Genomic DNA, 24,770 nt, shown 5'->3' with positions numbered 1-24,770 from the left:
GGCTTAACCTGGATAGGCGACATCCTGGGCGAAATCGTCAAGCTCATGCCATGAGTTTCCGACCCGGGTATACAGCTTTTCATTGGTCTCGGCATATACCTCGCGCCGGTTGCCGACCCCGGTAGCGATGCCGACCATGCCCAGCAGCAGCTGCAGGTGCTCGCTGCCGCCTTCAAAGGTAATCTGAGCCGCTTCAACGGCTTCGTCATCACCGAGCTCGGCAACGATGATGGAGCTGTCGGAATCCCATAATGCGGTGTTAACCGGTACTTCTGGATAGATCTTCATTGGCGAATCCGTGAGCCCGCGTGGAACGCCTTCAGCATCGCGAATCACTCCGGCGACGTAGACCGAAGTGCTGTTGCCCTCGGTGGCCACGATCAGGGCCCGCGCGCCGTCGCGGGAAATCCGCAGTGAATCGATCTGGGCGCCTTCCAGCCAGGCCACGTCGATGGGACGGGCCTCGCCCTTCATTTCGGTGTCGGCGGGGACCGCCCTGATCGGTGTGGATGCCCCGTTATCCGCGGTCCAGGTCCAGCCGGCCAGATCCATTGACGGCTGGATCAGCTCCTGGCCTTCCAGCGAAAGCCGCAGCTGGCCGCTGTCGTCGATGCCCCACAGCTGGGTGCGGCGGCCATTGAGGAAGGCATAGCGATTGCCGACCGGGGACATGGCCGGGTCGCGCGGGTCGTAGCCGGAAATATCCGGCACCCCGCCCACCGGGATGATCGACAGCCCCTTGACGTAGACCAGGTACTGGTCCGAAATGCCGATCAATGTATCCTGCGTGCTGGGGTTGACCTTCGCCGGCTCGATATTCGTGTCCTCGGTGGACAGGTTGACTTCGTTTTCCTCGCGAAGCAGCTTGACCGAGTCCACCGAGGCAAGGCCGGTCAGCGTGGTTTCCAGCTGCTGGCGCATCAGCAGGATGCTCCGGTCGGTGGCTTCCGCGAAGGTATTGGAATTCAAGTCGATGGTGGCTTCGCCATCGCGCACCGGCACCGCGGAACGCACCAGCTCGCTGGCCGTTGAAAAAGCGGAGATGACGGCATTTTGCAGGTACGGCGCCGGGCCGTCCAGCAAGGCCTCCACCATCGAGGTGGTGGTGCCCGAACCCGAGGTGAACCAGCGGATGTCGGGTACCAGGTAGGCGAAGCTCGCGTCATAGAAGTACAGGGTCTGCGCCGCGAAGATCTTGGTGAACGTCGAGGCTTCGAGCATCGTGCCGTCCGGAGCCTTGGTGATGCGCCATTCATTGTCCACCTTGGCGACCTCGATATCCACGGCGCGGGTGGAATGATCCGGGTAGTTGGTGCGCACGCCATGCTCATCGACTTCGCCGGTGATTTCGAGCTGAACCGTGTACTGGTTCGCATCCGCGCCGTTGACCACGTTGAAGGCATCGTAGATCAGCGTCTGCGTGTCGCCACGCCAGGTGTTGCTCAGCTGCGCGTCCATGAATTCGCGGGCGACCGCGTAGTCCTCGGATACCGAGCGGCCTGCCTCGACGAAACCTTCGACGATGGCCCGCGCGTCAGCACCTGCTGCAGGCCCCTCCGCCGCGTAGCTGTAGCTTTCGGCGCCGCTTGCATCGGTCTCGGCCTCGATCTGCTGGACAGTGGAAGTCCTGGGAATCGAAGCGCAGCCCGAGAGCGCGAGCGCCGCTGAGAGAATGATGGCGAGGCTGGAAAAGATTCTCTTCCTCATCAGTTCTCCCCTTCCTTCTTCTGTTCGCTGCTGCCCAGGGTCGGATCGGTGACATCATCATGCAGCTGTTCCTCATCCATATCCGGATCGAGAACCAGCGGGGTATACCCGATCTTCGGCACCTCGCCGGTCAGCGGGAAGCTGTCCCCCAGTATGACGCTAGCCAGGCTCTCCGGAACTGGCGGTTCCAATGGAAGCGGCGACGACACGATTTCCAGGCCTTCGCTGCGCGGCAAGGTCAGGCGGAACACCGATCCGATGCCCGGCTTGCCCCATGCTTCCAGCCGGCCGTCGTGCAACCGGGTGTCTTCCATGGAGATGGACAGGCCGAGGCCGGAGCCTCCGGTCGTCCGTGCACGGGCGGGGTCGGCACGCCAGAATCGGTCGAAGACATGGTTGCATGCTTCCTCGGTCATGCCGATGCCGTAGTCCCGCACGGTGACCGCTACCGCGTTCTGGTTGGATCCGATGGTGATGTCGATCGGCTTGCTTTCGCCATGCTCCACCGCGTTGAGCACCAGGTTGCGGATGACGCGCTCGACCCGGCGCGGATCAACCTCTGCGACGCAGCCTTCGCTCGGCGCGTTCAGGCGGATGAGCGAACCGTATTCATCGGCTACCGGGGTGGCGATGTCAATGACCTTGCGGGCAATGACGTTCAAGTCGGTGGATTCGCGGTCAAGCACCGCAACACCGGCATCGAAGCGGGATACTTCCAGCAGGTCGTTGAGCAGGTGCTGGAAACGCTCGATTTGGTTGTACATCAGTTCAGCCGAGCGCGCGGTCAGCGGATCGAAGTCTTCGCGGGCATCGTGGATCACTTCGGCCGCCATGCGCACGGTGGTCAGCGGGGTGCGCAGTTCATGCGAGACGTCGGAGACGAAGCGCTGCTGCATGGCCGAGAGATTATTCAGCGCCGTGATCTGCTCTTGCAGCGAGTGCGCCATGTGGTTGAAGGCAGTACCCAATCGGGCCACCTCGTCCTTGCCTGCGACCTTCATTCGCCGGTCCAGATCACCGGAGGCAATCCTCTCCGAAACGTAGGCGGCATCGGCCACCGGGCGGACCACTGTGCGGGCCACCGACCACGCGACGAAGCCTACTACAGCCAGCAGGATGAGGCCGGTGAAAGCCATTGCGCGGTTGATGAATTCGAGGGTGTCCTGCACGCTGGAAAGGTCATAGACCAGGTACAAACCGTATTCGCGGCCAGGCGGAATCAGGACTTTGGTGCCGACAATGAGTCCGGGCTTGGTTGCGTTATCGGCCCCCAGTTCAATGGAACGCCAATAGATGCCTTGCTCCCCTGCAACCCGCTCCGCGAGATCGCCGGGGATCACACGGGTGGTCAGCGAACCGGAAGCCATCGGACCGACATAAAGGCTTTGGTCGCCGGCAATGGGCATCAGCACGAAATCGCGCACCACGGTTGCGCCATCGCCTTCCAGCGAAGCCAAGGTGGAATTCACCAGGGCCTGGGTGGAGGCGCGGTCGGTGGTGGATGCCGATTCAAGAATCGAGCGCGCCTGGGTCAAGCCGCGCTCGGATTCCTTGGATATCTGGTTGACGCGCTCCTCGTAGAGCGTGGACGCAATCTGGTTGGAGAGGAAGGCGCCTGCCGCAACCAGGGCCAAAGCGGTGAAAAGCAGCGTCGATATGACGGTGCGGAACAGCAGGTGGCGTTGCCAGCGCAGCTTGGCCGTGTGCCACGGGCGCTTGATCCACTGCTCGATATTGCTCCACCGCGCGGGCTTGGACTGCGAATGGACATGCACATCGACCGGAACCAACTCTGTACCGGCCGACGTGTGCGAACTCAACTTGCCGAACCAGCCTTGTAACCGACACCGCGAACGGTCTGGATGATCTGCGGCTTCTCCGGATCGATTTCAATCTTCGAGCGCAGGCGCTGCACGTGGACGTTCACCAGGCGGGTATCTGCCGCATGGCGGTAGCCCCAGACCGCTTCCAACAGCTGCTCGCGGCTGAAGACCTGCCAAGGCTTTCGGGCCATGGTCACCAGGAGATCGAATTCCAGCGGAGTCAGCGAAACAACATCGGATCCGCGGGTCACGCGGTGGCCGGCGACATCGATGGATACTTCGCCAACTTGCAAAGTCTCTGCGGCGTGGGTTTCGCTCGGACGCAGGCGTGCACGCACGCGGGCTACCAGTTCAGCTGGCTTGAAAGGCTTGGGCACGTAGTCGTCGGCACCGGATTCCAGGCCGCGGACCACGTCGGCAGTGTCCGACTTGGCGGTGAGCATTACGACGGGAACATCGGATTCGGCACGGATCTGCTTGCAGACCTCGATGCCGTCGATGCCTGGCAGCATCAGGTCAAGGAGCACCAAGTCCGGATTGGCTTCGCGGAACGCTTCGAGAGCGCCGGAACCGTCGTAGCAGAACGAGGCATCGAAGCCATCGTTTTGCAGCACAATGCCAATCATTTCCGACAACGCTTCGTCATCGTCAACGACTAAAATCCGGGCCTTCATCCCATGTCCCCCTGAAACCGTAGGTCTGAGGTTTTCCGCCAACTGGCCAAACCGGGTAGATCCGCTACCCCACTATTCCTAAGATACATGATCAACGGCCCTTTTCCGCTGTGACCGGCAGGAATCAGGGCGTTGGCTAGGCATCGACGCGTGTCTGCTCCAACGCTTGGGCATAACTGGCCAGCCGCTGCAGGTTCTCGATGGCCTGGGCCGAGCTGCTGCGGGAGAAATCCCCGCGCGGCATCAGGGTCAGCGCCCCGAGCTGACCCAGTCCCAATCCCAGCTGGCGCCATGGACGCAGGATGGAGTTCACCGCCTCGACAACACCCGGGGCCCGCTCTGAAGGGGCCAGCACCTGCAAGAAGACGCGATCCCCGCCTTCGACCAGCCCGGCGACCCGTTCCCATTTGCGGTGCGTCAGGCCGGAAGGGTCGATGACCATCGCGCCGGCACCGGCCTGGTGCAGCAGATCGACCCGTTTAATCCAGTGCTCGTCCTGGGTTGGCAGGTTCAGCAGCGAGGCAACCCGCTGGCCTTGGGAATCGCCGCCGAGCACCTTGAGGAACTGCTCATAGGAGCTGCGCACTTCGGCGCGCGGAATCGAGCGCAGGGTCCGGTAGCCGCTGGCGGTGCTGATGGTGCCGTCAAGCACGTCGCCCAGCAGCGGCTCATCAAGCTGGATGGTGAAGTCGGCCAGCGAGGTGATGCGGGCCAGGCGGTCCAGCTGCTCGCGGGCTCCGTGGGCGTAGGACTCGATGGCATCGCGCCGGGCCCCGTGATCGCTGATCACGCGCTCCCCGTTGGGCAGGTACAGGCTGGCGGCCAGGGTCCACGGTCCGAGCAGGGTGAGCTTGAGCCGCTGGGCAGGACGGGCTTCGGCGCCCAGAACATCGGCGAGCAGGTTCTCGTCGCTGCGCAGGATGCTGCGCGCCCGGCGGGCATCGATGCCGTCGGTGACGCCGATCCTCCAGCCATGCGGCTGCAAATCGAAGCCGAGGTCAGCCAGCAGCGCGGCGCTGCGGCCTACCGCGTCCGCACCGACACCGCGGTCGGGCAGCTGCGGGAAGACCGCGAGGTTGGGCTCGCCCAACTCGCCGCGCACCACTTCATGGATGGCCAGCGGGTCGGTGCCCGGGAACTGGCAGAAGGCAGTGGCGTGGACATCGCGGCGTTCAGCGACCTGCAGTTCTTGCTCAGGCATTGTTGTGCGAGTCTGAAATGTTCTGGTGGTGGCGGATGACTTCAGAAATCACGAAATTCAAGAACTTCTCGGCGAATTCCGGGTCAAGATGCGCTTCGTGGGCGAGGGCGCGCAGGCGCTCGATCTGCGCCTTCTCGCGATTCGGATCGCTGGGCGGCAGCTGGTGCTTGGCCTTGAGGATTCCGACGCGCTGGGTCGCCTTGAAGCGTTCGGCCAAGAGGAAGACCAGCTGGGCATCGAAGTTGTCGATGCTGCCGCGGATTGCGTACAGCTCTTCGAGGACTTCATTCTTCACCTCGCCCTGCAACGAGCTCGCGTGCGGGTCGAATGACTGGGTGGTCTCAGTGTTCTTCGGCTCGTTCATGGCACCAGTTTACGGGTTCACATGCCGGATTGCGCACAAGGTGACGTGCCCGGACACGGTGCCAATCCGTGTCCGGGGCATGCCCGCGGTTCCTTGATTGCCGATGGCTCAGGATCCGTTCAGCCGCTCGATCAGCTTGCGGCGCTGGGCTTGCTCGCGCGGGTCCGGCACCGGCAGCGAGGCAATGAGCCGCTGGGTGTACTCGTGCATCGGGTTGGCCAGCACCTTGGAGCCCAGCCCTTCTTCCAGCAGGCTGCCGCGGAACAGGACGCCCACCCAGGTCGCCAGCTGGTCGACCACTGCCAGGTCATGCGAGACGAACAGGGCGGCGAAGCCCAGTTCGGCCTGCAATTCGCGGAACAGCTCCAGCACCTTGGCCTGCACCGAAACGTCCAACGCGCTGGTTGGCTCATCGGCGATCAGCAGCTTCGGTTCCAGGGCCAGGGCGCGGGCCAGCGAGGCGCGCTGGCGCTGGCCGCCGGAGAGCTCGTGCGGGTACCGGTTCGCGAATCCGGCCGGCAGCTGCACCGACTCCAGCAGCTCGGCCACCTTGGCACGGGTCTGCGGCGGATTCAGGTCGCGGTGCACTGCCAGCGGCTCGGCAACGCATTCGCCCACGGTCAGATGCGGGTTGAAGCTCGCCGCTGGATCCTGGAACACGAATCCGATCTGCTCGCGCAGCGGCTTGAAGGTGCGTTCCTTGAACTGGGCCATTTCGTAGCCCAGCACCTTCAGCGAGCCGCCGGTGATGCGGTTGAGCCCGGCAATGCTGCGCCCAATGGTGGTCTTGCCCGATCCCGACTCGCCGACCAGGCCGTAGACCTCCCCGGCGTGGATCTTCAGGTCCACCTCGTTGACCGCGGTGAAGCCCGGAGCGCCGAGGCGACCGGGGAAATGCACTTTCAGGCCCGCCGCTTCCACCAGCACTTCAGCATCCTGGTGCGGGCGTTCGGCCAGCCCTTCCGAGGCGCTTTCGCGCCCCAGGTGCGGCACGGCGGCCAGCAGGGACTTGGTGTAGTCCTCCTGCGGGGCTTCGAAGAGCTGGATCACCGGTGCTTGCTCGACGATCTGCCCCTGGTTCATCACGATCACGCGGTCCGCGATATCGGCCACCACGCCCATATTGTGGGTGATGATGACAATCGCGGTGCCCAGCTCGTCACGCAAATCGCGCAGCAGCTGCAGGATTTCGGCCTGAACAGTGACATCCAATGCGGTGGTCGGCTCGTCGGCCACGATCAGCTCCGGCTTCAGGGCCAGCGCCGCGGCGATGACCACGCGCTGCTTCTGCCCGCCGGAGAACTGGTGCGGGTAGTAGTCCACGCGCTGCTCCGGATCCGGGATGCCGACTTGGCGCATCGCCTCGATGGCGCGCGACTTGGCTTCCTTCTTGGAGATCTTGTTGTGCGCGCGGATGCCCTCCATGATCTGCCAGCCCACGGTGTACACCGGGTTCAGCGCCGTGGACGGCTCTTGGAAGACCATGGCCACATCCCGGCCGCGGGCTTCGCGCAGCTCGTGGCCGCGCAGGGTCAGCATGTTCTTGCCCTTGAGGTAGACGCCGCCACGCGAGGCGCCGTTCTCGGCAAGGATGCCCAAGGCGGTGCGCGCGGTGACGGACTTCCCGGAACCGGATTCGCCCACGATAGCCAGGATCTCGCCGGTCTTGACCTGCAGGTCGACACCGCGCACCGCTGGCACGGCGCCCGCGTCGGTGACGAAATCGATGTTCAGGTCCTCGACGCGCAGCACCTCCGGGGTGCCGGCGTTGGCCTCTGGATTGAGGACAGGACTATTGGTCATTTGCTTGCTCCTACCTGTCCGGACTGGGTGATGCGCTTGGCCTTCTTGCGGCTGAAGCGGCGCAGGCGCGGGTCATTGAGGTCATTCATGGACTCGCCCACCAGGGTCAGGCCCATGACGGTTAGCACGATGGCCAAGCCCGGGAACAGGCCGGTCCACCAGATGCCGCTGGTCGCATCGGACATTGCGCGGTTCAGGTCGTAGCCCCATTCCGACGCGCTGGTCGGCTCGATGCCGAAGCCCAGGAAGCCCAAGCCGGCCAGGGTCAGCAGCGCCTCGGTCGCGTTGAGCGTGAAGATCAGCGGCAGGGTGCGGGTGGCGTTGCGCAGCAGGTGGGCGAACATCACCCGCCATGGGCTGGCACCGATCACCTGGGCGGATTCCACGAACGGCTCGGCCTTCAGGCGCATCACCTCGGCGCGGACCACGCGGAAGTATTGCGGGATGAACACCACGGTGATGGAAATGGCTGCCGCCATCACGCCGCCGAAGAGCGAGGACTGGCCCTGCGAGATCACGATGGACATCACGATGGCCAGCAGCAGGGACGGGAAGGCGTAGATCGCGTCGGACAGCACCACGGCGATGCGGTCGAACCAGCCGCCGAGGTAGCCGGAGACCAGTCCCAGCAGCACGCCGAGGAACAGGGACATGACCACCGCGGCCAAGATCACCCAGATGGCCGTCTGCGCGCCGAAGAGGGTGCGCGAGAACACGTCGTAGCCGGTGGCGGTGGTGCCCCAGATGAATTTGCTGTCCGGGGCAGCCTGGCGCGGGAAGTCGCCCGAGGCGTCCGAGGACTGCGCGAAGTCGAAGGGCGCGATCAGCGGTGCGAACAAGGCGGTGATGATGAACAGTCCGGACAGTATCAGGCCGGCAATCAGCATGCCGCGCTGCAGGCCCGAGGACATGCGCAGGTGGGAAATGACCGGGAGCCGGTCAAGCCAGGATTTGTTCGAGGCGGGCAGGGTTGCTGTGCTCATGATTAGTACCTGACTCTCGGGTCGATCAAGGCGGCCAGCACGTCGACAATGAAGTTGGTGACGGCGACGATAATGGCCAGCAGCACCACGATGCCCTGCACTGCCACGAAGTCGCGGGCGGTGAGGTATTCGGCAAGCTTGAAGCCAAGCCCCGACCATTCGAAGGTGGTCTCGGTGAGCACCGCGCCGCCGAGCAGCATGGCGATCTGCAGGCCCATGACGGTGATGATCGGGATCAGTGCCGGGCGGTAGGCGTGCTTGGTGGTCAGCCGGTATTCGCTGACACCGCGCGAGCGGCCGGCTTCGACGTATTCACGGCCCAGCGTGCCAATCGCATTGGTGCGCACCAGGCGCAGGAACACGCCGCCGGTGAGCAGGCCCAGCGCCAATGCCGGCAGGATCGCATGCTCGGTGACGTTGGCGAATGCTTCCATGTTGCCGCTGCGCAGCGCGTCCAGCCAATAGATGCCGCTGGGGCTCTGCAATCCGGTGAGCTCGAGTTCGGTCTGCCAGTCGGCACGTCCGCTGATGGGCAGCCAGCCGAGCCACACGCCGAAAACCAGCTTGAGCAGCAGGCCGGCGAAGAAGACCGGGGTGGCGTAGGAGAGGATGGCCAGGATGCGCAGCACGGCATCGGGGTAGCGGTCGCGGAACTTTGCGGCGACCAGGCCCAGCGGGATGCCGACCAGCAGCGCGACGATTATCGCATTGATGGCCAGTTCCAAGGTGGCTGCGCCGTAGGTGGCCAGCACTTCGGTGACCGCGCGGTTATCGCTCATGGTGCGGCCCAGGTCTCCGGTGACGATCTGGCCCAGGTACTCGAAGTACTGGATCAGGATCGGCCGGTCATAGCCGGCTTCGTGGATGCGCTGGGCCAGCTGGTCCGGTGTGAGCCGTCCGCCCAGGGCCGCGGTGATCGGGTCGCCGGTCACGCGCATCAGGAAGAACACCACTGTGATGAGGATGAAGACAGTGGGAATGATCAGCAAGAATCGGGTAATCAGGTAGCGGAGGAATCCCCCGCCCTTCTGCTTTGCTGGTTTGGGTGTTGCTAGCGGGCTTGCTTCTTGGCCCGGTGGCGACGTGATAGTCATCGTCTGTCCTTTTGGTTCAGGATGCATGGCGATGCGCCGTGGAGAGTTGCCGTTGACGGCGCATGCCAAGGGGATCCACCGCGTGCGCCAATGCTGGCGCGTGGCGGATCCCCTCAGGTTTGCTGTCTGCGAGGCTGGAGCGGAATTACTTGCTCAGCACACCGAGACGGAACTTGAACGAAGCGTCCAGGGTCTTGTCGACGTCCTTGACGTCCTTGCCTGCAATGGCCACCTGGGCACCTTGCAGCAGCGGCAGCGTGGACAGATCCTCGGCGACCATTGTCTGCAGTTCTTCGATGGCCTTGGTGCGCTCGGCAGCGTCGGTCATGCCGCGCTGCTCGGAGATCAGCTTGTCGACCTCGGGATTGTCGTAGTTGTTCGACAGGAAGTTGTCCTTGGCGAAGAACGGCGACAGGTAGTTGTCGGCGTCCGAGTAGTCAGGGAACCAGCCCAGCTGGTAGGCAGGGTAATCCGAGACGCGCTGCTTCTGGTAGGTCACCCATTCGGTGGACTTCAGGTCGACGTCGAACAGGCCATCGGCTTCCAGTTGCTTCTCAACCAGTGCGTATTCGTCACCGGAGTTCGGGCCGTAGTGGTCCGGGTTGTACTGCAGTGCGAGCTTGACCGGAGTCTCGACGCCGGCATCCTCCAGTACCTTCTTGGCCTTGGCGGCATCCGGCTTTCCGTCGGTGCCGTACAGGTCCTTCAGCGGCTCAATCGCACCGGTGAAGCCCTGCGGCACGTAGGAGTAGGCCGGGGTGTAGGTGTCCTTGTAGACGTTCTTCGCGATGGCTTCGCGGTCCACGAGGTGCGCGGCGGCCTGGCGCACGGCCAGCGACTTCGCTTCATCAGCGTCATCGGTCTTGGCGCCGTACGGCATGGAATCGAAGTTGAAGACGATGTAGCGCAGCTCGCCGCCTGGGCCCTTGTGGACCACGAGGTTCTCATCCTTGCCCAGGTCCTCGATGTCGGTTGGAGTCAGCGAACGCCATGCGACGTCGATCTTGCCTTCCTGGACTTCGAGCTTCAGGTTGTTGGCGTCGGCGTAGTACTTGATCGCCGCCTTGTCATTGGCAGCTGGGCCCAGCACGCCCTGGTAGGACTCGTTGGCGCTGAACGAGATCAGGTTGTTCTTGTTGTACGAATCAATGACGTACTGGCCGCCGAAGGCCTTGGCCTCAACGATCTCCTGGTCGTCCATGACCTTGTCCGCAGAGAACACTTCGTCATCAACGATCGGGCCGACCGGAGAGGTCAGCACCTGCGGGAAGGTCTGGTCGTTGGCGACCTTCAGCTTGAAGACCACGGTGGTGGCATCTGGCGCTTCGATGGACTCGACGTTGCCAAGCAGCGAGGAAGGACCGTTGGGGTCCGCGATCTTCAGCTGGCGGTCGAAGGTGAACTTGACGTCCTTGGAGTCTAGGTCGTGGCCGTTGGCCCACTTCAAGCCCGACTTCAGCTTGACCGTGTATTCGGTCGGGGTGGTGAACTCTGCGGACTCGGCAAGGCTCATCGATGGGTCCGGGCTGCCCGGCTCGGAGTTGAGCAGGAAGGGGTAGATCTGGTTCATGACCATGAACGAACCGTTGTCGTAGGATCCAGCAGGGTCCAGAGAGGTCACTTTGTCGGTGGTGCCCAGGGTGATCGGGGCGCTGGCATCGCCATTGCCGCCGCCGTCATTGCCACTGTCTGCAGCTTGGGTGCAGCCGGTCAGAGCCAGGGCAGAGATACCCACAACGGCTGCTGCGAGTCGCAGTCCGTTCTTCTTGCGAGTCATGAGTCATCCTTCGTCTAGATACATGCATGCACTGTGATGATTAGCACATGCTTCACATAGCCTATGTGATGCAGGGCACGAAATACGAATGGAAGAGGTGGAAATTTGCAAAAGCGCGGTCTCAAAACCCGCTTTTTGCGCTTCAGCCCATAGCCGCGCTAACTCACCGTTGCGATGGGCTGGCATGGCTTTCCGGGCGTTCGCCCGGTGGCATAAGCTAGATACCAATGATGACTCGTAGAGACGCGGCAATCGCGTTGGATATCCCAGTTGAAATGGCCAAGAAGCACGGCATCCCGTCGAAGTTGAGCGAAGCCGAGTTTCGTGAGCTGAATTCGAACCCGCCTGCATGGCTGGCCCAGTCGCGTGCGAATCGCACCGGCAAACGGCCCGTGTGGATTCACCTGGTCTGCGAAGTCTGCGGCTTCAGCGAATACGAGCGTCCCAAGAAGTGGTGGCCTGCCTTCGATTTCGTGCACTGCCACACGCACTCCCCGGCGCAGCTGCCAAAGCTGGAAAAAGGCAAGACCCGCGTGGAGTACCAGGATATTTCGGCCCATATGTTCGGCATTGTCGACGAGGACTAGAAGCTGTCTCCATCCGTTTCAATTGGCTCGCCCGGCTGCTCGGACATTCCGCGAGCGGCGCAACAACCCATCTTTTGCCCTTTGGCGAAGCTAAAGAGCCTATGACGCAAAGAAGCCCTTGGTTCCATTCTCTTTCGAATGGAACCAAGGGCTTCTTTGCATCGGCATAATCAGTTGACCTTGCTGGAGTCCCAGGCGCTGGAACGGGCAGAATCGATGGTTGCCTGGCCCAGCACCCGGCTGCCCTGGTAAACGACCATGGTCTGGCCCGGCGCGACTCCGCGCATGCCTTCAGGGAGATTGACTACCAGCTCGTCACGGCCCTCATCGGAGCGCTCCATGTGAGCCACAGCAGCCACCGGATCGCCGTGCGCACGCACCTGCACCATGCAATCGAAGGTGTCTCCGCTGAAGACTTCAGCGATTGGCACGCCCGCCCAGGAAATGCGGATACCGCGCAACTGGTCCACGGCCAGCAGAGCCTCCGGACCGACGATCACCTTGTTCTCCTTCGGACGGATTTCCAGCACGAAACGCGGTTTTCCATCGGCAGCCGGACGGCCCAGGCGAAGGCCCTTGCGCTGGCCAACAGTGAAGGCCTGCGCGCCTTCGTGCTCGCCAAGCTGGTTGCCCTCGTGGTCGACAATCTCCCCTGGCTTCATCTCAATGCGTTCAGCCAGCCATCCGCGGGTATCCCCATCAGGGATGAAGCAGATGTCGTAGCTGTCGGGCTTGTTCGCGACCGTCAGGCCACGCGCGGCGGCTTCGGCACGGACTTCCGCTTTGGAGGGGGTCTCGGCCAGCGGGAACATGCAGTGCTCCAGCTGCTCGTGGGTCAGCACGCCCAAGACGTAGGACTGGTCCTTGGCCCAGTCCGCGGCGCGGTGCAGCTCCGGGTTGCCCTGCTCGTCGCGCAGCACCTTGGCGTAGTGGCCGGTGCAGACCGCATCAAAGCCCAGGGCCAGGGCCTTCTCGAGCAAGGCGGCGAACTTGATCTTCTCATTGCAGCGCATGCACGGGTTCGGGGTGCGGCCGGCCTCGTATTCAGCTACGAAGTCATCCACCACGTCCTCGGCGAAGCGGTCAGAGAAATCCCAAACGTAATACGGGATGCCCAGCTTGTCGCAGGCACGCCAAGCGTCGTTGGAGTCTTCCAAGGTGCAGCAACCGCGCGAACCGGTCCGCAGGGTCCCTGGCATGCGGGACAGGGCCAGGTGCACGCCGACCACATCGTGGCCGGCTTCAACTGCGCGGGCGGCGGCGACCGCCGAGTCCACGCCTCCGGACATCGCTGCTAGTACTTTCATCGTGTAAAACCTGTTCCTGCCGTGTGGATGCTGCTTTCATCGGCTGCCATGCCAGCCTTCTTTGCCTGGGCATATGCTTGCGGCAAAGCCTCTAGTAATGCGTCAACGTCGGCGCGCGTGGATGTATGCCCCAATGTGAAGCGTTGCACACTGCGCGCGGTGCGCGCATCGCGTCCCATAGCCAGCAAAACATGCGAAGGCTGCGGAACGCCAGCGGTGCAGGCCGAACCAGTGGATGAGGCAATGCCCACCATATCCAAGCCGAAGAGCAGGGAATCCCCTTCGCATTCGGGGAAAGTGAAGTGCAGATTGCCGGGCAACCGCTTGCCTTCGTTGGCCTGGTCCCGTGGACCGTTCAGCACGGCTTCTGGAATTAAGCCGCTGATCTTCTCGACAGCGTATTCGCGCAGTTCGCTCAGCCGCGCGGCTTCCTGCTGCAATTCGGCACGCACCGCAGTAGCCGCAGCGGCGAAGCCGGCCGCGTGGGCGGCGTTCAGGGTGCCCGAACGCAGCTTGCGTTCATGTCCGCCGCCGTGCTGCACAGGGGTGAGCACTACATCCCTGCGAACCAGCAGTCCGCCGATACCTACCGGGCCTCCGATCTTATGCGCGCTGATCGCCATGGTGGCCAAATTCGAGGAGGCGAAGTCGACCTCCACCGCTCCGAAGGCCTGGACCGCATCCGAGTGCACAGGGATCCCGTGGCGGCCAGCCAAGGCGGCGAATTCACGAACTGGCTGCACGGTGCCGACTTCATTGTTGGCCCACATCAAGGTCGCCAAGGCAATGCGCTGGTGGTGCTCTGCAAAAAGCTTCTCTGCCGCATCGAGATCAACTACGCCGTCCCCGTCAACGGCCAACCACAGCAAGGTGGCATTCTCGTGGTCCTGCAACCAGGTTGCCGTATCCAGGATCGCGTGGTGCTCGATGCCGGTGAGCACGATGGCGCGCGCCTGCTCGTTGGCCGCTACGCGGTTCCAGAAAAGGCCCTTCAGCGCCAGGTTATCCGATTCGGTTCCGCCAGATGTGAAGATCAATTCGCTGGGGTGCGCCCCGGCGGCATTGGCAATAGCCTGGCGGGCATCATCCACCGTACGGTTGGCACGACGTCCTGCCGTGTGCAAGGACGACGGGTTTCCCGTGCGGGAATATTGCTCGGTGATCGCAGCGAGAGCTGCTGGATTCAGATCGGTGGTTGCCGCGTGATCCAGGTATACGGCGGAAGTATTCATAACTCTTCAATGGTACGGGGTTTGGTGCCCTAGTTAGAATGGCCAATCCGTGTGAATTGGCCGACCTCAATGGCTTCCAGGACCGGATTATTCAGGATCGATTCGATCAATGACGCGGGTCCGCCCAGAATAGTGCAGTCATCGAAGGGTTCGGTTGACAGCATCCACGAGTGGTCTGCTGCAAAGGCCAGGGCAGGGCGCTGGCGCTGGGCACCGTCGGCAGTTATTGCCCATTCGGGTCGCGCCAGGAACTCGGCGTCCGCTTCGAACAGGTGGTAGTTCCGGTATCCGCCACCCAGCTCCAGCAGGTCCGCGTGGATGACCTCGGGGCCAAAGGCCGGCTTCTGTGCTTCGGCGAGCGCCAGTTCGTACTCCCTTTGGTTCTCTTCATCGTTCAAAGCAGGATCCGGTTCGCGCTCAATCTGGATTCGATCACCGCCTTCGATAAAGGCATAGCCTGCCCACAAGCCCACCACGAACTTCTGGTCCTGCGGGGAAGCCGCGACAAGTTCTGCGGCCAGGGCATGCCATTGGGATTCCGGGAGTTGGTCAAGGGGCAGATCGGAATCCACCCAGGCATCCTCGGTTTCAGGACGGCCTTGCGCGTCCAGTCCGGCCACGGTTTCGAAAAGATCGGCCGCGGTGATGATGTGCTTGCGGCTCTGCGCCACCGTCTCCCAGCGCACTAGTTGGTCATCTTCATCCAGGGCTGGGTGCAAGATGCGAACGTAGCGTTCAAAGCCGTGAGGGATTTGGGCAACAACCGTGCTGGGGTCGGCCGATGCGCAAGCGGACGCGATCCATTGCCCGTGATCTGCGGAGAGGTGGGAAAACTGCATGCTCTAAGCCTAGCGAGATCAGCAGAGGAATTCCGTCTCTCTGCCATAGTCGGTGGTATGAATAGAAGAACAACAGATGACTTGTCGAAACCAGCTAAGGGAGCCTTCCTGCATGTTCAAGCCTGACTTCTTGGTTCCCGTCCATGATTTTTCACAGCGTTCCTTGGATTTCTCAAAGCGGATCGCGGTGATGGCCGTGATCAACCGCACCCCGGATTCTTTCTACGATGCAGGGTCGACCTTTGGCTTGGACGATGCAGTAGCCGCTGCCATGCGTGCGGTTGAGGCGGGCGCAGACTGGGTGGACATCGGCGGGGTGCCCTTCTCCCCTGGCCCCGAGCTTCCGTGGCAGGAGGAGGCGGCGCGAATTGTCCCGGTGATCCGCCAAGTGCGCCAACGCAGTTCGGTGATCATCTCGGCCGACACTTTCCACCCCCAGGTGGCGCAAGCCGCCATTGATGCCGGTGCGGATGTCATCAATGACACCACAGGATTTTCCTACCCGGAATTGGCCCAGGTGGTGGCCAAGAACAATGTGCACGTGGTGATCACCCATTCGCTGGCCAAGCCCCGCACCGTCTATCCGCGCCCGCACTATGACGATGTGGTAGACGAAATCCGCCAGTACCTGGTGGAGAAGGTCCAGGTCGCGTTGGATGCTGGTATCTCGCCAGCGAAGATCATTGTCGATCCGGGCCATGACCTGAACAAGAACACCCGCCACACGCTGGACCTGACCGCCGGGTTCCAGGCCTTTGCTGATTTGGGCTATCCGGCATTGGCTGCAGTTTCGAATAAGGACTTCATTGGCGAGACGCTGAACCTGCCGAAGGCCGAGCGCATGGTCGGATCTATGGTGGCAGCAACAATCTGCGCCATGAATGGCGCCCGGATTCTGCGGATGCACAACATTCCTGAATCGGTGCAGACTGTACGCCTGCTAGAAGCAGCTCAGGGTTGGCGGGAACCTGCCTACCAGATTCACAACATGGGGGATGTCAATCCTCCTGCGCACCCAGAACGCGAAGCCAGTAAGTAAGGAGTTCTCCAGATGCGTGCCCTGCTCCCCCATCATTCTGATCAGGTCGATGACCAGTTCCTGCTTGAACGCTACTCCAGCGGGCAACGCCCTTTCGTGCGTTTCAACTTCGTTAGCAGCATCGATGGCAGCGCCCAGGTTGATGGGCTTTCCGGCGGTTTGGGTTCACCGGGTGATCGAAGGATTTTTTCGCTCTTGCGCCGACTTGCCGACGTAATCCTGGTCGGTGCGGGAACGGTGCGTGCCGAGGGATACGAAGGACAGCTCCTATCCGAAGAGGATATGGCATGGCGAATCGAGCGTGGGATGCCACCACAGCCTGTGCTGGCGCTCGTTTCCCACGGATTGCATCTGGAGCCAACTGCGCCGGTCTTTGCCAAGTCTCCGATTCCAGTCTTGGTTTTCACCAGCGTCAACGTATCTGACGAACAGCGTGAGGCTTTCGGACCCAATGTCACGCTCGTGCAGGTTTCTGACAAGGACGGGGGATGCGCGCCGCAGGAAATTGTCGACTACCTGCATTCCCGAGGTCTTGGCTTCATCCATGCCGAGGGTGGTCCCCATATTTTCGGTCAGTTCGCCTCCGCTGGCGCCGTGGATTCGGCTTGCATCAGCCACTCACCGGTGCTGGTGGCAGGCGATGGCATGCGAATTGCGGTTCACGAGCAGCAGGTTTTCCTCCAGTTCGAGCTGCATTCCCTTTTCGAAGAGGGCAGCATGCTCTTCTGCGACTACCGGTTCAGGAGATCAGCTGAATCCCAGCCGGAATAACAGATAGGTCGAATGGCCCCTCGCCGACGTATTCCCCGTCGGCATAGCTGCTCCGACTAGTTTCCACGCGGGCTTGTGCAAGGTGTGCGCTGACTTTCCATGGGTGTGGTGCGCCGGTGAGGATTCTCGGCAGATACGGAAGGACACGCAGAATCCGTGGTCCCCGTACGATCGCCAATTCTGCGGTGCCGTCGGTTATTTCGGCACGCGGGAAGAGCCTGATTCCTCCGCCCAGGGACTTTATATTGGCCAAACTGGCGGCCAGGACACTCCCGCTAAATTCCAGTCCATTGGCCTTGATCTCGCTGTGCCATCCGCGCAGCTGCGGGATGCACAGGATCAGTCCGGCGATGTACCGCAAGGATCCGAGTTGCCGTGGCAGCGCGTTGGCTTTCGCATTGACGGTGGCTTCAAAGCCCCAGGAGACCGCACCCAGCGCATAACGCGGTGATCCCCCGGCCTGGTCAAACCGCAGTTCCAACAGGTCGATGGGCGTCGTTGCTCCCGGTTGCCTGCAAAATGCAATCATCTTGGCCAAGGAATCTTCTGCCTTCGCGTCCCCCGTCATGCGCCAGAAGTCGTTGCCGCTGCCAGCCGGAACAATCCCAACGGGAATCGCAGTACCCGCAACATGCTGGATGCAGTGATGGATCAGGCCATCACCGCCAATAACGATGATGATCCGCGAAGCTCTGAGCCGACCGCCGACCTGTTCCACACTGGTAACCGAGGTATCAACCAGCTCGTGCTCCAGTCCCAGAACCCCCAGCTGTTGAGCAAGTTGCTGGGCACGGCGCCTCCCCCGTCCTCGTCCTGAGGCCGGGTGGAAGATAATTCGAATCTTTTCGGCGTGCGCAAACGAGCTCATGAGCATAGAGATTACCTAGCAACTTGACGCTTCTACAAAGAATTTGCTGGGTTGCGTTCGCTAAAATGGGAAGCACTGGCCATCTGGTCATTTGCACCGAGAGGATTATTCCGTTCAATGAGCACACCAAGTCCCTATGAAATTCTTGGTGTCGCGCCCACTGCGAGCTTGGAAGAGATCAAGATCGCATACCGGAGAGCCGCTCGCGCCACGCATCCAGATCTCGGTGGCAGCGAAGACAAGTTCAAAGAAGTGCAGCGTGCTTTCCAGCAGCTGAACGATCTGGCAGCTCCGCTGGACTATGAGCAGAGCTTCCCGGCTCCGGGCAACGCTCCGCGCGCCGGATTCAGCGCCCGTCCGTTCGACGAGCGCTTGCGCAAGAGCCCACAGCAACCCAAGGCCCAGTTGCCCACCGAGTATGTACCGCCATTGTCAGAATCCTCCTTGGCGCTGCCGGACAAGAAGATCTGTGAGCAGCGGGTACACGGAGAGCCTCGCAAGCGCGGCCTGTTCTCCAACCGATCGAGGCTGCTTCGCGAAGCCCAGACCATCAACTTGCTGGCCAAGAATGTAATGAATATCTTGCCGGCGGCCCGTTTGGTCAATGGATTGCGTTCGCCGGCATCCGGCCACTACGACCATGTGCTGTTTGCAGGTTACCGCATGGCAGTGATCAACACGATGACGTTGCCCGATGGCTATTATTCCTTTGACGGCAACGTTTTGCGCCACGGCAATAAGCTGACGCAGCCTCCGCAGTTCTCCATCTCCGGAATGCAACGCCAGTTCATGCAGATGAACGTTGTCGCGTTCACCCTGGTGCTTTCTGCCAACGGCAATCATCACGAACCGGTCATCGAGTACCGCCGCAATGCCGATCCAACCCTGGCATCGACGCCGAATGTGCTCAACGCCGCGGGATTGATCCGCGAGTTGAAACTCTTCCTGGGCTCCGGTCCATCGCCAAATGTTGTTGACCGTCTGGCCCTGGCGAAGTTGCGTGAGGCGATGTACTAAGGTCAATGGCTTAAATCTTCATGGCGAGAGCTTAAACTAGTTGAGTGTTTCGTATCGTTTTCAATGCCCCAGAGATCCCGGGTAATTCCGGCAATGCCATCCGACTAGCAGCCATCACCGGCGCAGAACTGCATCTGGTGAAGCCGCTGGGCTTCAACTTCGAGGATGCCAACCTGCGTCGCGCTGGATTGGACTACCACGATCTGGCCAACGTCACGGTGCATGAAAATCTTGATGCTGCCTTTGATGCGTTGGGCGAAGGCCGGGTCTACGCCTTCACCTCCGAAGGAACCACTGTCTACTCGGACATCAGCTACGAGACCAGCGACATCCTGCTCTTCGGCCGTGAATCTGTTGGATTAAGCGCAGAGGATAAGCAGCATCCTCGCGTCACCGATTTGGTCCGCTTGCCAATGCTTCCAGGACGCCGCTCGATGAACCTGGCCAACACTGCATCCGTAGTGGCCTTCGAAGCGTGGCGCCAGCACGGCTTCGCTGGCGCATAAAGTACCAGCTCGCCAACGCCACGCGTACAGCTTTACCTAATCTTTATAAAGTAGGCTCGAGTCTGTACCCGCAGTTTCACGGGTATTGAACTGTGCCGACTACATTTCGGGAGATTCCAAGACCATGAACGGTAGCCATTCCCAGCACCGCGACGAACCCCAGGACGAGAACCTGGGTCTAGACCTGGTGAGCCAAGTGGCCAGCAGTTCACGTGCAGCGAAGAAAAAGCCCAAGCGCTGGATCTTCGCAGTTACAGGACTTGCCATCATCGTTGTCCTAGCGTTGGTGATTTTCACCCTGCTCAATGGAGGCACGAAAGCATCTAAGGCATCCAAAGCCGATGATGCGGTCACCCAGACCGTCGAGTTGAAGAGCGGCGGGCAAGCGGTGCTCAGCTCCTCCGAGTCCGAAAATGCTGTGGGTGTCGAGCTTTCCGAGCTGCCGGCCTTGGACGGGTCGGAACAGTACGTTGCTTGGGCCGTGCATGAGTCCGGCAGTGTCTCGGTGATCGTTTCCAGCACCGGTGAAGACGCCTCGGCTGGACTGACCCCAGCCGATGATGTGATTGCGCTTCACATCACCATTGAGGGTGCCAAGATCCCGGACATGCCATCTGAAGATGCTGAAGCTTCAGTGGACCTTCCGCTGGCCCAAGACCAGGAAACGCAGGACGCGAGCTAGCAACTCACCACCGGCTAAGCAAAGAGCTCGGGTCGAAGACCATTTAATGATCTTCGCCCCGAGCTCTTTTCATATGCACATCACCCGGATCGCTAGAACCCGGCAATCGTGTCGCTGGCGTTCACCGCCACTGCGTGGAAGGCTTCGGCAAGCTTGCCTTTTCCTAGTTGTCCCCGCACGGCGTTTTCTTCGCACTGCTGCAGAACATAGTTTTCCATGGCCGCAACGTCCGGATGCTGCGTGAAGTGCGAACGCAAGGCATCCATCTTCTTGCCGAAGAATTCGGTGATGTCCACGTAGGCATTCTCGCGTTCCTGCGGAGCGCCGCACAACCAGAGCCAAGGCACCTTGTACGGTTCCAGTCCTTCGGCATGCAGCAGTTCTGGATAGGAGAACGGATTCTCCACCGCCGGATATATCGCGCGAGTGACCGCTTCACCGCAAGCCAGATGATCTGGGTGCGAGGCCTGGATCCGATCCCACTTGCGCTCTGGGTGCATGGCAATCACGATAGTAGGCCTCACCTGGCGCATCAGCCGTACCACCTTGCGCATGACATCGTGGTTGGCTTCCAAGAAGCCGTCGCGTTCACCGAGGAAATGGACGGTCTTCACGCCCACCTTGGCCGCGGCCTGCTTCTGCTCTTCATGGCGGAGCCTGGCTGTTTCTTCGGGATCCCGATCATCAAAGCCTCCGGCGTCTCCGTCGGTCATGATGCAATACTGGACTTCTGCACCCGCAGCGGTCAGTGCCGCGATGGTGCCGGCCGCCCCAAAATCCAGATCATCCGGGTGGGCGCCGAAGGCCAGAACCCGCTGGGAGCCTGCGCCAATGAATCGCGCTGTATCGATCATGCCTTGCGACGTCGAATCTCTTCGGCTGCCTGCGGCAGGACCTTGGCCAGGTCGCCAACGATGCCCAGGTCGGCGATTTCGAATACTGGTGCGTCGACATCCTTGTTGATGGCAATGATGAATTTGCTGGTCTGCATGCCGGCCTTCTGCTGGATCGCTCCGGAGATGCCTGCAGAAATGTACAGCTGTGGCGCGACGGTAACGCCGGTCTGGCCGATCTGCGCATCATGCGAGATCCAACCGGCATCGGTTGCTGCGCGGGAAGCGCCCACGGCGGCTCCCAAAGCATCGGCCAGGTCTTCAACCGGCCCGAAGTCTCCATTGACACCACGTCCGCCAGCAACCACGACGCGCGCTTCGGTCAGTGCCGGGCGGTCGCTGGCTGCTTTGGCCTCGGCGGCCGCAATACGGACCTTGGCATCGCTGGAATCCTCCAGCGCCAGTTCTTCTACCGCCAACGGGATGTTGGCAGCAGCAGGAGCGTCCTCGATGCTGTTTGGCTTCAAAGTGGCGAAGAGAGTCCCGTTGGTTGGCTTGGCCTGAACGCTGTAGCTTCCGGCCAGCTCGTCCTTGGTCGCCACCAAGTCACCGGTGATGCCAATGACGTCAGTGATAATCGCACCGTTGTGGCGGACAGCCAGGCGGGCCCCGAGTTCACGGCTGAAGTTGTCGTTGGCAAGCAAAACCAATCCGGCGCCGGTAGCCTGTAGGGCTGCGTCAAGCACGGAAAGCTCGTGCTGTCCGAAAACCTGCGCCTGGCTGGAGGCGGTGTAGAGCTTCACCACGCCGTAAGAAGCTAGCACTTCCTGTGCTGCGGAGCTGACTTCGCTTGCAACGGCCACAGCTGGGTTCTCGAAGCCGGATGCCAGGGTCAGCAGTTCGCGTTGGGCTTTGGACGGTGCTTCGGAAAATTCAGAGAAAAATACAAGGGCTGAAGGCATGTTCAATATTCCTTAGATCAGCTTCTGTTCGGCCAAGAAATCAACCAAGGCAATGCCTGCCTGGCCGCTGTCGTTGATGACAGTTCCAGCTTCACGTGCAGGACGGGCTTCGGCTCCGATAACCTCGGTGTTCGAACCAATGGCCCCAACAGCCGCAGCATCCAAGCCGATAGCCGCCAAATCCAGCTCGGTAACGGTCTTCTTCTTGGCGGCCATGATGGCCTTGAAATTCGGGTAGCGGGGCTCATTGGCCTGGTCGGTGACCGAAAGCACTGCAGGCAGGCTAGCTGTCAGGGTCAAGGTACGATCCAGATGATCGCGCTTGATCGCCAGTTCGCGCTGTGCTGCGTCGAACTCGACGGCGAGCGCGTGAGTCAGCTGTGCAAAGCCCAGTCGCTCTGCGAGCTGAGCTGGGACAACCGAAGTCTCTGCGTCAGTCGAGGACATGCCGGTAACAACCAGGTCCACGTTGCCAACATAATCAACCAGAGCGGCAAGTGCTTTGGACGTGGCGACGGTATCGGAGCCGGCCAGGGCTTCATCGCTGAGATGCAGGCCAGAACTGGCGCCCATCTGCAAGGCCTTCTTGACCGAGTTGCCCGCCCCCTTACCACCCATGGTCGCAGCAATGACTTCATGCCCGGCCGCGAATCCACCGTTGGCTTCCACGATGGAAACGGCGGCTTCGACAGCGTATTCGTCCAACTCCGAGAGGACTGATTCCGCACGGTCCAGGCGCAGCGTCCCCGAATCGATGTGACGGTCAAATTGAACATCTGGGACGTGTTTGACCAGGACCACTATTTTCAGTGGCGTGGTGCTTTCCTCGCTCATTCGCGCCTTCCTACAAGCATCCATGCCCGCTCCGGTGCAAAACACGGGCGCAGGCTTATTCCTTCAACCTCTATCGTATCGACACAATGCAGTTCACCGGGCGTTTATCGCTCTGAGAACATCAAGTGACGCAGGCTGGTTGGTCACCAGCCTGCGTCACTTGATCCACAGCGTCATCATGACGATTTGTTTAGTTATTTGACAGCGTCCCGACCGTTGCGGTTGCGGTATGCTCCTGGCCATTGCGAAGATAGGTGATTTTCGCTTCTCCCCCGGCAGGAATCTCGCGAATGGCGGCCGTCACCGTCTGCGAGTCCTGGACCGCGCGGCCATTGACGCCGGTGATCACGTCGCCGGATTTCAAGCCCGCCTTGTCAGCTGCGGAGTCGGGGCTGATTTCAACAATGCGGGCACCAACCGAGAAGGCCGATGCGTTCTGCTGGTTGGATCCCGAGGCGCCCTGTGGCGTCACCGTGGCACCGAGCAGACCGTGCGTTGCGACGCCGTTGTCGATCAGTTCCTGGGCAACACGCTTTGCATAGTCGATAGGGATAGCGAAGCCCACGCCAATCGAACCGCCTTCCTCGCTGTTGCCAGCCGAGGCGATGGCGACGTTGACGCCGATAATTTCACCATTGGCATCAACCAGTGCGCCGCCGGAGTTGCCGTGGTTAATCGCCGCGTCGGTCTGGATGACATTCACGTAGATCGAACCGCTTGATTGCTGCTGTTGCTGTTCTTGCCCGGGGAATTGGAAGTTGAACCGATTGCCGTCTCCGCCATCGCTCTGGTCGCTTTCCTCGGGCACGGCCGAAGACGCGATGGAGATAGTGCGGTTGAGGGTGGAAATGATGCCGTCGGTGACGGTGCCGCTCAGGCCCAGGGGGGCGCCAATGGCGACCGCGGTATCCCCGACGTTCAGTTCGGCCGATGAGCCCAAGGTGGCAGGAACCAGACCATCGGCCTGGATGTTGATGACAGCCAGATCCGATAGCGGATCGGTTCCGACGACAGTGGCGCTATGCACGGTACCGTCGTTCATCTGAACCGAAATCTTTGGATTGGCAACTTCTCCGCCTAGGGTGACCACGTGGGTGTTGGTCAGAATGTTTCCCTTGTCATCCAAAACGATGCCCGAGCCGGATCCGCCGGAGCCGTTGCCTGATACTTCGATGGTCACCACACTAGGACTGGCCTTGGCGGCGGCGGCGGTGACTTCGGTGACTTTGTCCGGATTGTTGATCACCACTCCTTCGCGCGGCGAGCTCGTGACCGAGGAAGAGCCTGCATTGTCATTCATGAGATAGGTGGTGCCAGCGGCGGTGACGCCGCCGACCAGTGCCGCCGCGACCATTCCCGCGATGAGGGTGCTGCCGGAGAAGGACTTCTTGTTCTGGGAAGGCTTCTCCGGTGGGACTGGGTAGTGCGCTGGCTCGTTGGGCGGCATGGCGTAGCTCGAACCGTAGGGAGATCCGTTCTGGACTGGCTGGGCATCGGAATGCTGGCCATGTTGATGGGCCGAATTCTGCGTGCTGTCGGCAGCCGCCGTTGGGTAAGCGCTGGTTGGCTGCTCGCTGGCGCTTGGGCCCGGGTTCACCCGCGGGTAGCTCACTGTTGGTTCACTCGAAGCCACTGGGTCGGTGTTGTTGTCCTTTGGTTCTGATGAATTGCCCGCATCGTTCCCACGTGGCTCATTCGGTGTCTGGCTCATGGCTTGCCTCTTTCGAACTGTCGAATTCTCTTGAGTTCAATTATTCAACTCAGGTCTGTGGCATCGAATTGTGGTGTCTGAGCACCTGCTGTGAGTTAACTATTCTGCCAGCTGAATGGCGTAGACGTGGTTCATTAGGGCAAATAGAATCAATCA

23 protein-coding genes are annotated in these 24,770 nt (G+C 61.3%); 6 read left to right on the top strand and 17 right to left on the bottom strand.

Annotated elements, in window-relative coordinates; all coding sequences use genetic code 11:
* Positions 1–3 precede the first annotated feature (3 nt).
* The 9 genes from BKX98_RS02130 to BKX98_RS02090 all read right to left on the bottom strand — a co-directional run bounded on the left by BKX98_RS02130 (position 4) and on the right by BKX98_RS02090 (position 11,426).
* The gene (locus BKX98_RS02130; RefSeq protein WP_073706000.1) at positions 4–1,707 is read right to left on the bottom strand and encodes an LpqB family beta-propeller domain-containing protein; all 1,704 of its coding nucleotides are present in this window, start codon (positions 1,705–1,707) and stop codon (positions 4–6) included.
* Positions 1,707–3,527: an MtrAB system histidine kinase MtrB gene (mtrB, locus tag BKX98_RS02125; protein WP_073705999.1), complete on the bottom strand. Its 1,821-nt coding sequence runs from the start codon at positions 3,525–3,527 to the stop codon at positions 1,707–1,709. The genes BKX98_RS02130 and mtrB overlap by 1 nt, the downstream gene beginning before the upstream one ends.
* Positions 3,524–4,204: an MtrAB system response regulator MtrA gene (gene mtrA / locus BKX98_RS02120; protein WP_038990547.1), complete on the bottom strand. Its 681-nt coding sequence runs from the start codon at positions 4,202–4,204 to the stop codon at positions 3,524–3,526. The genes mtrB and mtrA overlap by 4 nt, the downstream gene beginning before the upstream one ends.
* Before the next feature lie 136 nt (positions 4,205–4,340).
* Entirely contained in the window at positions 4,341–5,405 is a 1,065-nt protein-coding gene (locus BKX98_RS02115) for a hypothetical protein (protein WP_073705998.1), read from the bottom strand.
* Positions 5,398–5,769, bottom strand: a complete 372-nt coding sequence (locus BKX98_RS02110; RefSeq protein ID WP_038990548.1) for a chorismate mutase — start codon at positions 5,767–5,769, stop codon at positions 5,398–5,400. Before BKX98_RS02110 ends, BKX98_RS02115 begins: the two co-directional genes overlap by 8 nt.
* Before the next feature lie 108 nt (positions 5,770–5,877).
* Entirely contained in the window at positions 5,878–7,572 is a 1,695-nt protein-coding gene (locus BKX98_RS02105) for an ABC transporter ATP-binding protein (protein WP_073705997.1), read from the bottom strand.
* Positions 7,569–8,555, bottom strand: coding sequence for an ABC transporter permease (locus BKX98_RS02100; RefSeq protein WP_038990550.1), 987 nt, complete (start codon positions 8,553–8,555; stop codon positions 7,569–7,571). Before BKX98_RS02100 ends, BKX98_RS02105 begins: the two co-directional genes overlap by 4 nt.
* Before the next feature lie 2 nt (positions 8,556–8,557).
* Positions 8,558–9,649, bottom strand: coding sequence for an ABC transporter permease (locus BKX98_RS02095; protein WP_073705996.1), 1,092 nt, complete (start codon positions 9,647–9,649; stop codon positions 8,558–8,560).
* A gap of 145 nt (positions 9,650–9,794) precedes the next feature.
* Positions 9,795–11,426: an ABC transporter substrate-binding protein gene (locus BKX98_RS02090; protein WP_038990553.1), complete on the bottom strand. Its 1,632-nt coding sequence runs from the start codon at positions 11,424–11,426 to the stop codon at positions 9,795–9,797.
* Positions 11,427–11,653: 227 nt separating this feature from the next.
* Between BKX98_RS02090 and BKX98_RS02085 the strand changes: the two genes are divergently transcribed.
* Positions 11,654–12,013, top strand: coding sequence for a hypothetical protein (locus BKX98_RS02085; protein ID WP_038990554.1), 360 nt, complete (start codon positions 11,654–11,656; stop codon positions 12,011–12,013).
* A 170-nt stretch (positions 12,014–12,183) separates the two neighbouring features.
* Here BKX98_RS02085 and mnmA read toward each other — a convergent pair whose 3' ends face one another.
* The 3 genes from mnmA to BKX98_RS02070 are packed head-to-tail and all read right to left on the bottom strand — an operon-like array spanning position 12,184 to position 15,391.
* Positions 12,184–13,320, bottom strand: a complete 1,137-nt coding sequence (gene mnmA / locus BKX98_RS02080; RefSeq protein WP_073705995.1) for a tRNA 2-thiouridine(34) synthase MnmA — start codon at positions 13,318–13,320, stop codon at positions 12,184–12,186.
* Positions 13,317–14,552 (bottom strand): cysteine desulfurase family protein, encoded by a 1,236-nt coding sequence (locus tag BKX98_RS02075; protein ID WP_073705994.1) that lies wholly within the window; start codon positions 14,550–14,552, stop codon positions 13,317–13,319. The genes mnmA and BKX98_RS02075 overlap by 4 nt, the downstream gene beginning before the upstream one ends.
* Before the next feature lie 29 nt (positions 14,553–14,581).
* A complete protein-coding gene (locus BKX98_RS02070) occupies positions 14,582–15,391 on the bottom strand; it encodes a hypothetical protein (RefSeq protein WP_073705993.1) in 810 nt (269 codons plus the stop codon).
* Positions 15,392–15,503: 112 nt separating this feature from the next.
* Here BKX98_RS02070 and folP point away from each other — a divergent pair, with 112 nt between their 5' ends.
* Together folP and BKX98_RS02060 are read left to right on the top strand one after the other, a co-directional pair.
* Entirely contained in the window at positions 15,504–16,430 is a 927-nt protein-coding gene (folP, locus tag BKX98_RS02065; RefSeq protein ID WP_073705992.1) for a dihydropteroate synthase, read from the top strand.
* Between the two features lie 96 nt (positions 16,431–16,526).
* Complete coding sequence (locus BKX98_RS02060) at positions 16,527–17,201, top strand: dihydrofolate reductase family protein (protein ID WP_158024646.1); 675 nt, start codon at positions 16,527–16,529, stop codon at positions 17,199–17,201.
* Here the strand turns inward: BKX98_RS02060 and BKX98_RS02055 are convergent.
* Entirely contained in the window at positions 17,170–18,069 is a 900-nt protein-coding gene (locus BKX98_RS02055) for a diacylglycerol kinase family protein (protein ID WP_158024645.1), read from the bottom strand. The two genes, BKX98_RS02060 and BKX98_RS02055, sit on opposite strands and share 32 nt — an antisense overlap.
* A gap of 117 nt (positions 18,070–18,186) precedes the next feature.
* Here BKX98_RS02055 and BKX98_RS02050 point away from each other — a divergent pair, with 117 nt between their 5' ends.
* The 3 genes from BKX98_RS02050 (at position 18,187) to BKX98_RS02040 (ending at position 20,274) form a co-directional block, all read left to right on the top strand.
* Complete coding sequence (locus tag BKX98_RS02050) at positions 18,187–19,086, top strand: DnaJ domain-containing protein (protein ID WP_038990562.1); 900 nt, start codon at positions 18,187–18,189, stop codon at positions 19,084–19,086.
* Positions 19,087–19,130: 44 nt separating this feature from the next.
* Positions 19,131–19,592 (top strand): tRNA (cytidine(34)-2'-O)-methyltransferase, encoded by a 462-nt coding sequence (locus BKX98_RS02045; protein WP_038990563.1) that lies wholly within the window; start codon positions 19,131–19,133, stop codon positions 19,590–19,592.
* 124 nt (positions 19,593–19,716) lie between these two features.
* The gene (locus BKX98_RS02040) at positions 19,717–20,274 is read left to right on the top strand and encodes an anti-sigma factor domain-containing protein (RefSeq protein WP_073705990.1); all 558 of its coding nucleotides are present in this window, start codon (positions 19,717–19,719) and stop codon (positions 20,272–20,274) included.
* A 92-nt stretch (positions 20,275–20,366) separates the two neighbouring features.
* On the opposite strand, the gene BKX98_RS02035 is transcribed toward BKX98_RS02040, so the two are convergent.
* The 4 genes from BKX98_RS02035 to BKX98_RS02020 form a co-directional block, all read right to left on the bottom strand.
* Positions 20,367–21,128 carry a PIG-L deacetylase family protein gene (locus tag BKX98_RS02035; RefSeq protein ID WP_073705989.1) on the bottom strand — a complete coding sequence of 254 codons (762 nt, stop codon included), beginning with the start codon at positions 21,126–21,128 and terminating at the stop codon, positions 20,367–20,369.
* Complete coding sequence (locus tag BKX98_RS02030) at positions 21,125–22,069, bottom strand: electron transfer flavoprotein subunit alpha/FixB family protein (RefSeq protein WP_073705988.1); 945 nt, start codon at positions 22,067–22,069, stop codon at positions 21,125–21,127. The genes BKX98_RS02035 and BKX98_RS02030 overlap by 4 nt, the downstream gene beginning before the upstream one ends.
* 12 nt (positions 22,070–22,081) lie before the next feature.
* Complete coding sequence (locus BKX98_RS02025; RefSeq protein ID WP_174787696.1) at positions 22,082–22,903, bottom strand: electron transfer flavoprotein subunit beta/FixA family protein; 822 nt, start codon at positions 22,901–22,903, stop codon at positions 22,082–22,084.
* A gap of 190 nt (positions 22,904–23,093) precedes the next feature.
* Positions 23,094–24,614, bottom strand: coding sequence for a S1C family serine protease (locus BKX98_RS02020; RefSeq protein WP_073705987.1), 1,521 nt, complete (start codon positions 24,612–24,614; stop codon positions 23,094–23,096).
* Between the last annotated feature and the right edge of the window lie 156 nt (positions 24,615–24,770).

The sequence above is a fragment of the Glutamicibacter sp. 0426 genome (genome assembly GCF_001906485.1).
In the GTDB taxonomy this organism is placed as follows: Bacteria; Actinomycetota; Actinomycetes; order Actinomycetales; family Micrococcaceae; genus Glutamicibacter; species Glutamicibacter nicotianae.
Note: the sequence above shows the minus strand (reverse complement) of the source record. Positions and strands in the feature narration are given on the sequence as shown.

Bases quoted from the DNA above. Each gene is read 5' to 3' on its own strand.
- BKX98_RS02055 (WP_158024645.1), bottom strand. From the start codon at position 18,069: ATGAGCTCGTTTGCGCACGCCGAAAAGATTCGAATTATCTTCCACCCG.
- BKX98_RS02115 (WP_073705998.1), bottom strand. From the start codon at position 5,405: ATGCCTGAGCAAGAACTGCAGGTCGCTGAACGCCGCGATGTCCACGCC.
- BKX98_RS02100 (WP_038990550.1), bottom strand. From the start codon at position 8,555: ATGAGCACAGCAACCCTGCCCGCCTCGAACAAATCCTGGCTTGACCGG.
- BKX98_RS02085 (WP_038990554.1), top strand. From the start codon at position 11,654: ATGATGACTCGTAGAGACGCGGCAATCGCGTTGGATATCCCAGTTGAA.
- BKX98_RS02105 (WP_073705997.1), bottom strand. From the start codon at position 7,572: ATGACCAATAGTCCTGTCCTCAATCCAGAGGCCAACGCCGGCACCCCG.
- BKX98_RS02130 (WP_073706000.1), bottom strand. From the start codon at position 1,707: ATGAGGAAGAGAATCTTTTCCAGCCTCGCCATCATTCTCTCAGCGGCG.
- folP (WP_073705992.1), top strand. From the start codon at position 15,504: ATGTTCAAGCCTGACTTCTTGGTTCCCGTCCATGATTTTTCACAGCGT.
- BKX98_RS02050 (WP_038990562.1), top strand. From the start codon at position 18,187: ATGAGCACACCAAGTCCCTATGAAATTCTTGGTGTCGCGCCCACTGCG.
- mtrA (WP_038990547.1), bottom strand. From the start codon at position 4,204: ATGAAGGCCCGGATTTTAGTCGTTGACGATGACGAAGCGTTGTCGGAA.
- BKX98_RS02025 (WP_174787696.1), bottom strand. From the start codon at position 22,903: ATGAGCGAGGAAAGCACCACGCCACTGAAAATAGTGGTCCTGGTCAAA.
- BKX98_RS02030 (WP_073705988.1), bottom strand. From the start codon at position 22,069: ATGCCTTCAGCCCTTGTATTTTTCTCTGAATTTTCCGAAGCACCGTCC.
- BKX98_RS02035 (WP_073705989.1), bottom strand. From the start codon at position 21,128: ATGATCGATACAGCGCGATTCATTGGCGCAGGCTCCCAGCGGGTTCTG.
- BKX98_RS02095 (WP_073705996.1), bottom strand. From the start codon at position 9,649: ATGACTATCACGTCGCCACCGGGCCAAGAAGCAAGCCCGCTAGCAACA.
- BKX98_RS02090 (WP_038990553.1), bottom strand. From the start codon at position 11,426: ATGACTCGCAAGAAGAACGGACTGCGACTCGCAGCAGCCGTTGTGGGT.
- BKX98_RS02040 (WP_073705990.1), top strand. From the start codon at position 19,717: ATGAACGGTAGCCATTCCCAGCACCGCGACGAACCCCAGGACGAGAAC.
- BKX98_RS02075 (WP_073705994.1), bottom strand. From the start codon at position 14,552: ATGAATACTTCCGCCGTATACCTGGATCACGCGGCAACCACCGATCTG.
- BKX98_RS02020 (WP_073705987.1), bottom strand. From the start codon at position 24,614: ATGAGCCAGACACCGAATGAGCCACGTGGGAACGATGCGGGCAATTCA.
- BKX98_RS02110 (WP_038990548.1), bottom strand. From the start codon at position 5,769: ATGAACGAGCCGAAGAACACTGAGACCACCCAGTCATTCGACCCGCAC.
- mnmA (WP_073705995.1), bottom strand. From the start codon at position 13,320: ATGAAAGTACTAGCAGCGATGTCCGGAGGCGTGGACTCGGCGGTCGCC.
- BKX98_RS02070 (WP_073705993.1), bottom strand. From the start codon at position 15,391: ATGCAGTTTTCCCACCTCTCCGCAGATCACGGGCAATGGATCGCGTCC.